Source organism: Streptomyces sp. NPDC048197 (assembly GCF_043202395.1).
GTDB classification, from domain to species: Bacteria; Actinomycetota; Actinomycetes; order Streptomycetales; family Streptomycetaceae; genus Streptomyces; species Streptomyces siderophoricus.
Genome location: NZ_JBIDAJ010000007.1, coordinates 208,886 through 220,916 on the forward strand (window position 1 = coordinate 208,886; position 12,031 = coordinate 220,916).

A 12,031-nucleotide genomic window follows, 5' to 3' on the forward strand; every position below is an offset into this window, starting at 1 on the left:
CGGACACCGGCCTCCCCCAAAAGCCTTGCGGAAGCCGCAGCATAGGCCAGGGAAGCACTCCGTGTCAGGGAGTTAACGCAAGGTCACGACAGCGTCATTTTCTTGACCGCAGTCACAAAGGACGACCACTCACCCGCGGGGAAGAACAGCACGGGCCCGTCAACGTTCTTGCTGTCCCGGACGGGGACGACGCCGGGGATACCGGGGGCTACTTCGATGCAGTTGCCGCCGTTGTCGTCGCTGTAGCTGCTCTTGATCCAGGTCGCCGCGCCGAGTTCGTGCCTGTTCATGCTGCCCGTACCCTTCCATCACGTCGCTGATCAAAGCGGCGGACTCGCAAGCTGACGGGATGTCGGCCCTGAGCACATCATAGGTCTGGCTGTGTCGTACGTAGACGGCCGGATCGTTGGTGAAATGGCCGCTGTCCAGCGATTCCGAGTACACCCACCGCTCGTCGGGCAGCTCGATCAACGACATGGAGCCCCTGGGGCGGACAAGCCCGAAGATGTCGGCCGGGGCCACCTGGAGGCGGATATTGGACCGCTGTCCGGCGCCCAATAGATGCGCACATTGGTCACGCATGACCTCCGGGCTCCCCACCCCGTTACGCAGACAGCTCTCGTCCAAGACCACCACGTACAGCGGCCCATCGTCGTCCAGAAAGCGCTGCTGTCGGCTGAGTCGGGCATGAACGCGCGACTCGACATCGTCGGCGTCTGCGTGACGGCGGCTGAACAGTGCGCGGGCATAGTCAGGTGTCTGCAACAGCCCCGGGATGACGCGCTCTTGGTACTCCCGCAGGGCCACCGCCACCGCATCCATCTCGGCCCGCCGCCGGAACCAATCCGGGTGCTCCACCTGCGGATACCAGTCGATCCGCCCCCACAACCGCAGCAACACCCCACCCGTGCCGAGGATTTCGTCGCAGGCGTCGGCGAAGGTTTCCTGCGGCACCCGGACGCCCGCCTCGACACGCGCCACCTGCGAGCGGTCACAAGGGACCTTGCACGCCAAGGCTTCCTGGGTGAGCCCGGCCGCTTCCCGGTGATGCTTCAGCACCTCGCCGAACACAGCGGCCGTCGTGGCCGCCGTTCCTCCTGCGGCGTTGCGTCGATTCACGGAGCCCCCTTCGTGACAGTTGGGAAATGTCACGCGCTCAGCGTTGTGACCGTCGGTCTCGCTAGGCAACGATGAACGCACCCAGAGTAACGAACGGCGAACCCCCGCGACGTTGGCAGACGTCCGGGGGCGTGGCCTTCAACCCAGAGAGATTGATGACATGCACCACGTTATCCGGCTCTTCGAGCCCCTGCTACGGCTGTTACTGCCCGGCTCGGGGCGGCACCGGCCCGCAGAGGAGCCGCCGCCGGTACCGCCTCCCGTCGTTCCGCCCCGTTGGGTGCCCGTACGGCACACGGAGTTGCTGCGGGGTGAGGACTCCGCCCTCGTGCGGCCGTATCTGATCGCGCACGAGCGGCGGCAGTACGCGCGCCGCATGCCGGAGGTGGTGTGGTAACGGGCGGCGCGGGACCGGGCGTTCAGCTGGGCGTGCCGGTGCCGGATCCGGAAGCGGTCGGCGGCTGCGATGTGTGTGAGGCGCTGGCGCGGCAGCGGGTGGCGGCGTATGCCGTGGGGGACCGGTCGAAGGTGTCGGACTGCAATGTCGAGATCCGGCGGCATCCCCACCGGTCGTGAGGAGCCGCCAACGGAACGAGCCCGCACCGCCGTTGAGGCAGTGCGGGCTCGTCGTGGAAGCGGGGTGGCTCAGATGAGGCCGAGGGCGCGGACCGCCTCGCGCTCCTCCGTCAGCTCCTTGACGGAGGCGTCGATGCGGGTGCGGGAGAACTCGTTGATGTCCAGGCCCTGGACGATCTCGTACTGGCCGTCCTTGGTGGTGACCGGGAAGGAGGAGATCAGGCCCTCCGGGACGCCGTAGGAGCCGTCCGACGGGATGCCCATCGAGGTCCAGTCGCCGTCGGCGGTGCCGTTGACCCAGGTGTGGACGTGGTCGATGGCGGCGTTCGCGGCGGAGGCGGCCGACGAGGCACCGCGGGCCTCGATGATCGCGGCGCCGCGCTTGGCGACGGTCGGGATGAAGGTGTCGGCCAGCCACTTCTCGTCGTTGACGGTCTCGGCGGCGTTCTTGCCGGCGACCGTGGCGTGGAAGATGTCGGGGTACTGGGTGGCGGAGTGATTGCCCCAGATCGTCAGGCGCTTGATCTCGGAGACCGGGGTGCCGGTCTTCTGCGCGAGCTGGGAGATGGCGCGGTTGTGGTCGAGGCGGGTCATCGCGGTGAAGCGCTCGCGCGGTACGTCCGGCGCGGCGGCCTGGGCGATCAGCGCGTTGGTGTTGGCGGGGTTGCCGACGACCAGGACCTTGATGTCGTCCGCGGCGTGGTCGTTGATGGCCTTGCCCTGCGGCTTGAAGATGCCGCCGTTGGCCTCCAGGAGGTCACCGCGCTCCATGCCCTTGGTGCGGGGGCGGGCGCCGACCAGCAGGGCGACGTTCGCACCGTCGAAGGCCACGTTCGGGTCGTCCGAGATGTCGATGCCCTGCAGCAGCGGGAAGGCGCAGTCGTCGAGCTCCATCGCGGTGCCCTCGGCGGCCTTCAGCCCCTGCGGGATCTCCAGGAGGCGCAGCTTGACCGGCACGTCCGCGCCGAGCAGATGACCGGAAGCGATGCGGAAGAGGAGGGCGTAACCGATCTGGCCGGCGGCGCCGGTGACGGTGACATTGACGGGAGTGCGGGTCATGGCGATCTCCTGCGCGGTGTTTTCCGGGGGCAAGCCCCTGGACCACCAGGGGTGGCGGTGGGTGTCCCTGCCCAGCTATCGAGGTCTCTTGGTATCGAGAGACCCGGCCGTCAGGCTATCGGACCCCTGCCCGGTGCCGGTGACGGGTCGGTGTGGCACGCCTCACCGGGTGTATCGGCGCGCCCGGACGGCGGCCCGCCCGGACCGCGGTCGACGTCGGCCCGCCCGGCCTCCGCTCCGGCCGGCCCGCACGGTTCGTGGCGGCGGCCGCCCGCTCAAGGAGGGGGGAGGCGGGCGGCCGCCGGGTTCTGCCACACCCGTGGGGGGATAACCGGCGCCTGCCCGGGATAACCGGGCGCATGCCCCCCTTTTTTCACCGGACGCCCCGCGGACGTCGATTCCCGGCCAGCAGCGGCACTCCGGGCCGCCGCGGCCGGCCTCGCCGCCCGGGGGCCGGCCGTCAGTGTCCGGGAGCCAGCAGGAGCACGGCGGCGAGGGCCATCAGCAGGGCGCCGAGCGCGCCGACCGCCAGCATCAGCGCCCGCAGGCGACGGGCCCGCCGGCCGGCGGGCGCACCGGGCCCGGCCGAGGGCTCCGGGGCGACCGCCGCCGACCGGCCCGGCCGGTCGGCGTACGCCCCCTGTTCCGCCTCTTCCGCCCTCCCCGCCTCGTCCCGGGCGGGCAGTTGCGCGACCTGCGTACGGACCGCGCCCGGCGCCGCCGCGGCCTTCCGTACGGCCCACGCCGGGGCGGCCCGGATCGCCTCCCTCGGTACGTCGTGCCGCAGCTCGGCCCGGCTCCAGGCGCGTTCGGCCGGTTCCCACCGCATGACGAGGTGTCCCGGGTCGGTGCCGGTCGCCTCGGCGAGCGCGACGACGGCACGGCGCGGCGGCAGCAGCCGCCCGTCCAGATAGCGCTCCCACGACGTCTTGCTGTAACCGGTGCGGTCCGCGACGGCGGCCACACTCAGCCGGCTGCGGTCCACCAGACCGCGCAGCCGTTCCGTGAACTCCCCCACCGCCGGATCGAGTTCTTGCGGCAGTGCCTTCCAGCGAGGCATGGCCTCCCCCTGTTCGCCCACTCACGCGCCGTACCGCGGCGCGACTCCCCCGGACCTGCCCTATTCACCCCCAGGAGGGACACCGCCATCCAGTGGAACGTCCCTTTCCCGCTGGGCGCACGGGAGCATTCGGGCCTGCGCCGCGCCCTCGTCGTGCCTCCCGGGCGCGCCCCGCACCGCCGTCCGCACCCGCGGCTCCGGCGGGCCGGTGGGTGTCGGCTGTCCGTGGGCATCGGCTGTCCGTGGGCGTCGGCGGGCCGTGGGCGTCGGCGGGCCGCTCAGTGCGCGAAGCACTCGCGGGGGCCGCCGCCCGCCGGGTAGAGGCAGAGCCGGATGCCCCGCGGGCCACGGACCGCCGCCATTGGCGTGACGAGGTAGCCCTCGGCGTCGAACCGGTCCCTGACCCGTACCGACCGCGGCAGCGAGCCCGGTGCGGTGAGCTCGATGCGGTCCCCGATCCGGCCGCCGCCGAGCCGCCCCCATACAGCCGCGCACGCCGTGCCGTAGCGCACCTGGAGGTGCTCCCCGCGGGCGGTGGTGGCCTCGACGACCGTGTCCACCATGCCCTCGCCACCGCAGAACATCGACTGCGGGTCCTTGCCGTCGCAGGACCGTCCGCGGCAGCCGGTCACCGCCGAGGAGCTGGGCGCGGCGCTCGCGGCCGGGCCACCGCGGGCCTCCCCCGCCCGCTCCCCCGCCAGGAACGTCACCGCCACGGCCAGCGCCAACCCCCCGGCACCGGCCCCGGCCGCCACGGCCACCACCCGCCGGTGCCTCCTCGGGGGCGGCGGCTGCTCGGGCTGTTGCGGCGGTGCCGGATGAGCCTCGGGCGTAGGGCCAGGGTCGGCCGCTGCGGCCCGCGCGGCCGCGGCCTCCGCCCGGGCCGCGGCGGGCGCGGCCCGTCCGCTCCAGGCCGCGTCCGCCAGTTCCCACAGCGCCAGCAGCCGCCCGGCCGGCTCGCCCGCCAGCCGGCACAGCGCCTCCACGGCGTCCCGCGGCGGCAGCTTCTTGCCGTTGAGATAGCGCTCCCAGGAGGACTTGCTGTACGGGGTGCGGGCCGCGAGCGCGGCCAGGCTCAGCCCCGTACGGCCGCGCAACTCCCGCATTCCGGCGGCCAGTCGGGAGCTCTCGACGCCCTCGCACAGTTCGCTGCCCGGGCCGCTCACCGGCGCAGCACCTTCCAGGTGTCGGGGCCCACGATCCCGTCCGTGGGCAGCCCGGCGGCGGCCTGCAGCCGCTTGACGGCGCGCATGGTGTGCTCCCCGACGATGCCGTCCACCGGGCCCGGGTCGTAGCCGTGGTGGTTCAGCAGGCACTGCGCCTCGACCACCTCCCAGCCGGTCACGCCGCCGCTCAGGATCGCCGTGGTGCTACGGCTGCGGTCGGCGGTCAACACGCCTGCGGTGCGCCGGACATGGCAGCGGAAGGTCTCGCCCACGCGGTGGGTGAACGCGGGTGTGGCGGCGGTGGACCGGCCGGCCGCCGCGGTGCCGGTCCCGTGTCCGCCGGCACCGTCGTCCTGCCAGGGCGGGACGGCCAGCAGCACCACGGCGGCCACCGCGACCACCACCAGGCCGCCGAGCAGGGCGAGCGGCGCGCCCCGCAGCCACGAACGACCGGGCGCCGCAACGGGGGCGGGGGCGGCGGCAGTTGCGGGCGCGGCGGCCTCGGTCCCCTCCGTGGCCCCTGGGGAGCGGGGCTGCCCCGTCCGTTCCGCGCCCCACGCCTGCGCCGCGACCTCGTGCAGCGCCAGCAGCCGGGTCGCGTCGGCGCCGCAGACCCGCGCCAGCGCCTCCACCGCCTCCCGCGGCGGCAGCTTCTTGCCGTTGAGGTAGCGCTCCCACGACGACTTGCTGTACGCGGTCTTGGCGGCGAGCGAGGCCAGGCTCAGCCCGCTGTGGTCCTTCAGCCTCCGCAGCTGTACGACGAGCTGCCGCACCCGATGGTCGAGAGTTTCGGGCAGCCCTTTCCAACGCGACATGTTCCACCCCATACGCGTTTGCTCTTCCCCCGAGGCCAGCAGCCCCCTACACGCCGATGATGGCCCGGATGCACCCTCCGGTTGCCCTTTTTACGGTTTCCGCACGGTATCCGGACATCCGTACCGCCTCCTTCCCCTCGCCCCGCCGTCCCACCGCGGCGTCCGTCAACCCCGCGTCCCCGCAGGTCAGCGGCTGGGACGTCCCAGGGGTTCCCCATCGGTCCGGAGGCTGTGGCCGGCCGTGCGGCGGGGGGCGCACAGTCGGTGACGCACCACGGCGGCGCGGTCCACCCCGCGCCGCCTCCTGACCACCTACGGGGAGGAACCCGACCATGAACGCTCGCAAGCGCCTCGCCCTCACCGCGGCCGCCGCGGCCGTCACCGGAGGACTCGCGCTGGCCCCGGCCGTCAGCGCCAGCGCCGCCCCCGCCCCCGCGAAGCAGGGCTCGGCCACCGTCCTGCGGGCGCCGAGCAACTGTCCCCGCGGCTACCTGTGCGTCTACCCGCAGGCCAACTACAAGGGGACGCCGAAGAAGGTCGCGGGCAACAACAACGACCTGCGGCACTACGGCGGTGCCTTCAACTACCCGCTGTCGGCGTACAACAACGGCACCCGCTGCAACGTGACGGTCTGGGAGAAGCCCTACCGCCACGGCCACCACGCCAAGCTCAACCGCGGCACCGGCTGGAAGTTCATCGGCGCCAACCTCATGACCATCTACTCGAACAAGTGGTGCTGACGCCCTGAAGCACACGGCGGCGGCCCGTCCTTCCCCGGGGGAGAGGACGGGCCGCCGTCGTGCCGTTGCGTCGCGGACGCTGCGGGCGCCGCGTCAGCGCACGGTGAAGTGCACGATGTCGTCCAGGAACGGGACGTGGATCCACGGCTTGGGCTGCACCATCATCGACAGCACCACGATCACGAAGCCGAGCACGCCGTACGTCGCCAGGTCCGTGAAGCGGGAGCGCACCGCGAGCATGCCCACCGACGGCAGCGCCCAGCGCAGCGCGGCGCCGCCCAGCAGGGACAGCCCGACGACCAGGCTGCCGATGCGGAACGCGTCGAGCGCGACCAGCAGCAGCCCGAGGGCGACCCCGCCCATGACCGTGAGCAGCGGCCACTGCCGGGCGGGCGCGGAGTGCTCGCCGGAAGCGGCCCGTCCGCCGCCCTCCGGCCGGGCCGTGTCACGGGTCAGCGTCGGGAAGCGGCGCGAGGAGCGCTGCGGCTCGGAGGCGCCGTCCGAATGCGCTTCGGCTGGCATGGCTGGCAGTCCCTTCGGTTCCTGGTCCGGCGGTCCGCCCGGCCGTCCGCGGCCGGGCGTCACCTCTTCGAGGGTACGGGCAAGCAACGGGCGGCTCAGCCGGCCGCGCGCTCGGCCGCCTCGACGACGTTGACCAGCAGCTGGGCGCGGGTCATCGGGCCGACGCCGCCGGGGTTGGGGGCGACCCAGCCGGCCACCTCGGCCACGCCGGGGTGCACATCGCCGACGATCTTGCCCTGCTCGTCCCGGCTGACGCCGACGTCCAGGACGGCCGCCCCGGGCTTGACGTCCTCCGGCTTGATGATGTGCGGCACACCGGCCGCCGCGACGATGATGTCGGCCTGCCGCAGGTGCGCGGACAGGTCCCGGGTGCCGGTGTGGCACTGGGTCACGGTCGCGTTCTCGGACTTGCGGGTGAGCACCAGCGGCATCGGGCGGCCGATGGTGATGCCCCGGCCGACCACGACGACGTGGGCGCCCTTGATCTCGACCTCGTGGCGGCGCAGCAGCTGGACGATGCCGTACGGGGTGCACGGCAGCGGGCCCTCGATGCCGAGCACCAGCCGGCCCAGGCTCATCGGGTGCAGCCCGTCGGCGTCCTTGGCCGGGTCCATCAGCTCCAGGACGCGGTTGGCGTCGATGCCCTTGGGGAGCGGGAGTTGGACGATGTAGCCGGTGCAGGCCGGGTCCTCGTTCAGCTCCCGGACGACCGCCTCGATCTCCTCCTGGGTGGCGGTCTCCGGAAGTTCGCGCTGGATCGAGGCGATGCCGACCTGTGCGCAGTCGCGGTGCTTGCCGTTGACGTACCAGCGGCTGCCGGGGTCGTCGCCGACCAGGAGGGTGCCCAGGCCGGGCTGGACGCCCTTGGCCTTCAGGGCCTCGACGCGGGCGGCGAGCTCGGACTTGATAGCGGCTGCGGTGGCCTTGCCATCCAGAATCTGGGCAGTCATGTCTCCATCCTCCCGGATGAGGGCGGTCACGTTCCAATCAGGGCGTGCACGGCGCCCGCGCGCCGGGTGGTGCGCCGACCGGACCCGGGGCCCATCTGCCCCTGCATTTTCCGGACATGATATGGCCGGAAGTGATCATTGCACTTGGACAACGGCTCCGCTATCTGACTGGACAGAGTCAACGCCCACCTAGAAGGATTGACGCCGCAGTGCCGCAGGCATCGTCGGGGGCGGGCCAGTGAAACCTGTTTTTCCTCCGAGTCACGCTGCGTCGTCCCCCACTGACCCAACGGAGGAAAACACCCCATGAGTTTCGGCGACCCGAACAACCCTTACGGCCAGCAGCCGCAGGCCCCGCAGGCGCCCTACGGGCAGCAGCCCCCGGTGCCCCCGCAGGGCGGCCCCGGCTACGGCTACCCGCAGCAGCCGCAGGCCCCGCAGCAGCCGTACGGCTACCCCCAGCAGGGTCAGGTCCCGCCGCAGCAGCCGTACGGCGGCTACCCGCAGCAGGCCGGCTACGGCATGCCGGGCATGCCGCAGGGTTACGCGAGCTGGGGCGCGCGCGTGGGCGCCTACCTCATCGACTACCTGATCGTGGGTCTGCTCCCGACGATCCTGTACTTCGTGGCCCTGGCCATGTCGGCCAGCGCGGCGACGGTCACGCCGGACACCTCGTCCTGCCCGCCCGGCGACATCCAGTGCATCAGCGACGCCTACAACAAGGCCGCGGACACCGCCACTCCGGTCGGCTCGTTCGTGCTCATCGCGATCGCCGGTCTGATCGGCCTGGCCGCCGGTCTGTTCGTGCTCGCCAAGGAGGGCAGCACCGGCCAGACCCCGGGCAAGAAGGCCCTCGGCATCCGCCTCGTCAAGGAGGCCACCGGCCAGCCGATCGGCTTCGGCATGGCCTTCGTCCGGAAGCTCTGCCACATCCTCGACGGGTTCTGCTGCCTGGGCTACCTGTGGCCGCTGTGGGACGAGAAGTCGCAGACGTTCGCGGACAAGATCGCCGGCACGGTGGTCGTCAAGTCCCAGTAACGCCCCGGCATTCCGGCCGGGGCCACCGCCCCGACGGACGTGCGCCACTCCCCGAAGGCCCCCTCGCAACAGCGCGATCGGGGCCTTCGCGGCTCCGTTCAAGTCGCCTGAAGGACACCGCTCGTGAGCTACCCCAACCCCAACCCCTACGGCCCGCCTCCGGGCCAGCAGCCCGGCTACGGCTATCCCCAGCAGCCGCCGCAGCCCTCGCCGTACGGCCCGTACCCGGGCGGCCCGATGCCCGGCATGCAGCCGCAGTACCCGACGGTGATGCCCGGTGGCGTCAAGGCCGCCCGGGTGATGCTGTTCGTGCTGGCCGGGCTGAACCTCATCGGCCTGGTCCTCGCCGTGATGGGGCTGGGCGGCGTCAGCAAGGCGTCGCACAACGCCTCGGCGTACAGCACCAGTGACGACATCACGGCGATGAACATCGGCAAGGGCGTACTGATCGCGGTCATCGTGGTCATCGTGATCTTCACCGTGTCCGCGATCACCCTGGCCCTGCAGTTCGCCAACGGCGGTTCCGGCGTCCGCATCGGCACGATCGTCTTCGGCGTGGGCAACATCATCCTGAGCCTGCTCACGTTCCCGCTCGGCCTGGTCCACACGGTCCTGGGCATCCTGGTGCTGGTCTTCGTCTCGAAGGACGAGGGCAACGCCTGGTTCAACCGGCCGCGTTACTGACCGCGCCGCACATACGGCGGAGGGCCGCACCCCGGCTGGGGTGCGGCCCTCCGGCCGTTTCGGGCGCTCAGTGGAAGAAGTGCCGGGCGCCGGTGAAGTACATCGTCACGCCGGCTTTCTTGGCGGCCTCGACGACCAGTTCGTCGCGGATCGAACCACCCGGCTGGACGATCGCCCGGACGCCGGCCGCGATCAGGATCTCCGGGCCGTCGGGGAACGGGAAGAAGGCGTCGGAGGCCGCGTACGAGCCGCGGGCGCGCTCCTCGCCGGCCCGCTCGACGGCCAGCTTGCAGGAGTCGACGCGGTTGACCTGGCCCATGCCGACACCTACCGAGGCGCCGTCCTTGGCGAGCAGGATCGCATTGGACTTCACCGCGCGGCACGCCTTCCAGGCGAACGCCAGCTCGGCCAGCTGCTCCGGCGCCAGCGCCTCGCCGGCCGCCAGCGTCCAGTTGGCCGGGTCGTCACCGTCGGCCTGGAGCCGGTCGGTGACCTGCAGCAGCGCACCGCCGTCGATCTGCTTGACCTCGACCGGGGCGGCCGGGGCACCCTCGGCGCGGAGCACCCGGATGTTCTTCTTCCGGGCCAGGACCTCGACCGCACCGTCCTCGTAGCCGGGCGCCACGATGACCTCGGTGAAGATCTCGGCGACCTGCTCGGCCATCGCCACCGACACCGGGCGGTTGACGGCGATCACGCCGCCGTACGCGGAGACCGGGTCGCAGGCGTGCGCCCTGCGGTGCGCCTCGGCGACGTCCGCGCCGATCGCGATGCCGCAGGGGTTGGCGTGCTTGATGATGGCCACACAGGGCTCGGCGTGGTCGTACGCGGCCCGGCGCGCGGCGTCGGTGTCCGTGTAGTTGTTGTACGACATCTCCTTGCCGTGCAGCTGCTCGGCCTCGGCCAGCCCGCCCTCGCCGGTCACGTACAGCGCGGCGCCCTGGTGCGGGTTCTCGCCGTAGCGCAGCACGTTCTTGCGCGCGTACGTCGCACCGAGGAAGTCGGGGAAGCCGCTGTCGTCGGCGGCGGCGTAGTCGTCCGCGAACCAGCCCGCCACCGCCACGTCGTAGGCGGCGGTGTGCTGGAAGGCCTCCGCGGCCAGCCGCTTGCGGGCGGTCAGGTCGAAGCCGCCGTCACGGACCGCGGCGAGCACGTCGGCGTACCGGGCCGGGCTGGTGACGACCGCGACCGAGGGGTGGTTCTTGGCGGCGGCCCGGACCATCGAGGGGCCGCCGATGTCGATCTGCTCGACGCACTCGTCGGGGGTGGCGCCGGAGGCGACGGTCTCCCGGAACGGGTAGAGGTTCACGATCACCAGGTCGAACGGCTCCACGCCCAGCTCCGCCAGCTGCTGCCGGTGGGCGTCGAGGCGCAGGTCGGCCAGGATGCCGGCGTGCACCTTCGGGTGGAGGGTCTTGACCCGGCCGTCGAGGCACTCGGGGAAGCCCGTCAGCTCCTCGACCTTGGTGACCGGCACCCCGGCGGCGGCGATCTTCCCGGCCGTCGACCCGGTCGAGACGAGCTCGACGCCCGCCGCGTGCAGGCCCTGGGCCAGCTCCTCCAGCCCGGACTTGTCGTAGACGCTGACCAGCGCGCGGCGGATGGGCCGCTTCGTACCTTCGGCGGTCACGAGATACGTACCTTTCGTCCCTCAATGCGGTAGCCGTGCCGGGCCAGATGCCCCACGACCTCGACGAGCAGCGATCGCTCGACTTCCTTGATGCGCTCATGCAGCGCGGCTTCATCGTCCTCGTCCCGGATCTCGACCACGCTCTGCGCGATGATCGGCCCGGTGTCGACCCCGTCGTCGACGAAGTGGACGGTGCATCCGGTGACCTTCGCGCCGTACGCGAGGGCATCGCGCACGCCGTGGGCACCGGGAAAACTCGGCAGCAGCGCCGGGTGGGTGTTGACGGTCCGGCCGCCGAACCGGGCCAGGAACTCCTTGCCCAGGATCTTCATGAAGCCGGCCGACACCACCAGGTCCGGCTCGTACGCGGCGGTCGCCGCGGTCAGCGCGGCATCCCACTCCCCGCGGCTGCCGTGGTCCTTGACCCGGCAGACGAAGGTCGGCAGGCCCGCCTTCTCGGCCCGCTCCAGGCCCGCGATGTCACCGCGGTCCGCGCCCACGGCCACGATCTCGGCGCCGTACTCCTCGGCTCCGCGGGCGGCGATGGCGTCCAGCAGGGCCTGCAGGTTCGTACCGGAACCGGAGACGAGCACGACGAGGCGCGCCGGACGGGCGGGCCCGGCGGGTCGGGCGGGCGGGGCGGGGGGCGGGGACGAAGCCACGGCGGGGCTC

At 72.2% G+C, this 12,031-nt stretch carries 14 protein-coding genes; 4 read left to right on the plus strand and 10 right to left on the minus strand.

Translation table 11 applies throughout. The features are described from left to right. Window positions 1-83 precede the first annotated feature (83 nt). Together ACGF4C_RS12900 and ACGF4C_RS12905 are read right to left on the minus strand one after the other, a co-directional pair. Window positions 84-218, minus strand: a complete 135-nt coding sequence (locus ACGF4C_RS12900) for a DUF397 domain-containing protein (RefSeq protein ID WP_393565884.1) — start codon at window positions 216-218, stop codon at window positions 84-86. Beyond that, a complete protein-coding gene (locus ACGF4C_RS12905; RefSeq protein ID WP_393565751.1) occupies window positions 160-1,119 on the minus strand; it encodes a Scr1 family TA system antitoxin-like transcriptional regulator in 960 nt (319 codons plus the stop codon). The genes ACGF4C_RS12900 and ACGF4C_RS12905 overlap by 59 nt, the downstream gene beginning before the upstream one ends. A 160-nt stretch (window positions 1,120-1,279) precedes the next feature. On the opposite strand from ACGF4C_RS12905, the gene ACGF4C_RS12910 reads away from it, so the two are divergent. After that, the gene (locus tag ACGF4C_RS12910; protein WP_393565753.1) at window positions 1,280-1,516 is read left to right on the plus strand and encodes a hypothetical protein; all 237 of its coding nucleotides are present in this window, start codon (window positions 1,280-1,282) and stop codon (window positions 1,514-1,516) included. Window positions 1,517-1,764: 248 nt separating this feature from the next. Here the strand turns inward: ACGF4C_RS12910 and ACGF4C_RS12915 are convergent, their stop codons facing one another. The 4 genes from ACGF4C_RS12915 to ACGF4C_RS12930 form a co-directional block, all read right to left on the minus strand. Continuing rightward, window positions 1,765-2,754: a malate dehydrogenase gene (locus tag ACGF4C_RS12915; RefSeq protein WP_393565755.1), complete on the minus strand. Its 990-nt coding sequence runs from the start codon at window positions 2,752-2,754 to the stop codon at window positions 1,765-1,767. Between the two features lie 460 nt (window positions 2,755-3,214). Continuing rightward, a complete protein-coding gene (locus ACGF4C_RS12920) occupies window positions 3,215-3,814 on the minus strand; it encodes a helix-turn-helix domain-containing protein (protein WP_393565757.1) in 600 nt (199 codons plus the stop codon). Window positions 3,815-4,092: 278 nt separating this feature from the next. Further along, window positions 4,093-4,980 carry a helix-turn-helix domain-containing protein gene (locus ACGF4C_RS12925; protein WP_393565759.1) on the minus strand — a complete coding sequence of 296 codons (888 nt, stop codon included), beginning with the start codon at window positions 4,978-4,980 and terminating at the stop codon, window positions 4,093-4,095. Further along, a complete protein-coding gene (locus ACGF4C_RS12930) occupies window positions 4,977-5,795 on the minus strand; it encodes a peptidoglycan-binding protein (protein ID WP_393565761.1) in 819 nt (272 codons plus the stop codon). Before ACGF4C_RS12930 ends, ACGF4C_RS12925 begins: the two co-directional genes overlap by 4 nt. Window positions 5,796-6,127: 332 nt before the next feature. On the opposite strand from ACGF4C_RS12930, the gene ACGF4C_RS12935 reads away from it, so the two are divergent. Further along, a complete protein-coding gene (locus ACGF4C_RS12935) occupies window positions 6,128-6,535 on the plus strand; it encodes a peptidase inhibitor family I36 protein (RefSeq protein ID WP_393565763.1) in 408 nt (135 codons plus the stop codon). A gap of 93 nt (window positions 6,536-6,628) precedes the next feature. Here ACGF4C_RS12935 and ACGF4C_RS12940 read toward each other — a convergent pair whose 3' ends face one another. Both ACGF4C_RS12940 and ACGF4C_RS12945 read right to left on the minus strand, forming a co-directional pair. Then, complete coding sequence (locus tag ACGF4C_RS12940) at window positions 6,629-7,057, minus strand: DUF3017 domain-containing protein (protein ID WP_030806905.1); 429 nt, start codon at window positions 7,055-7,057, stop codon at window positions 6,629-6,631. A gap of 95 nt (window positions 7,058-7,152) precedes the next feature. Further along, on the minus strand, window positions 7,153-8,007 hold the full coding sequence (locus ACGF4C_RS12945) for a bifunctional methylenetetrahydrofolate dehydrogenase/methenyltetrahydrofolate cyclohydrolase (RefSeq protein WP_261956101.1): 855 nt from the start codon (window positions 8,005-8,007) through the stop codon (window positions 7,153-7,155). A 306-nt stretch (window positions 8,008-8,313) separates the two neighbouring features. Here ACGF4C_RS12945 and ACGF4C_RS12950 point away from each other — a divergent pair, with 306 nt between their 5' ends. Then, window positions 8,314-9,045 (plus strand): RDD family protein, encoded by a 732-nt coding sequence (locus ACGF4C_RS12950; RefSeq protein ID WP_393565766.1) that lies wholly within the window; start codon window positions 8,314-8,316, stop codon window positions 9,043-9,045. A 123-nt stretch (window positions 9,046-9,168) separates the two neighbouring features. Continuing rightward, window positions 9,169-9,729 (plus strand): hypothetical protein, encoded by a 561-nt coding sequence (locus ACGF4C_RS12955; RefSeq protein ID WP_393565768.1) that lies wholly within the window; start codon window positions 9,169-9,171, stop codon window positions 9,727-9,729. 67 nt (window positions 9,730-9,796) lie between these two features. Here the strand turns inward: ACGF4C_RS12955 and purH are convergent, their stop codons facing one another. Then, a complete protein-coding gene (purH, locus tag ACGF4C_RS12960) occupies window positions 9,797-11,359 on the minus strand; it encodes a bifunctional phosphoribosylaminoimidazolecarboxamide formyltransferase/IMP cyclohydrolase (RefSeq protein WP_393565770.1) in 1,563 nt (520 codons plus the stop codon). Then, window positions 11,356-12,021, minus strand: a complete 666-nt coding sequence (purN, locus tag ACGF4C_RS12965) for a phosphoribosylglycinamide formyltransferase (protein ID WP_393565772.1) — start codon at window positions 12,019-12,021, stop codon at window positions 11,356-11,358. The genes purH and purN overlap by 4 nt, the downstream gene beginning before the upstream one ends. Window positions 12,022-12,031 lie beyond the last annotated feature (10 nt).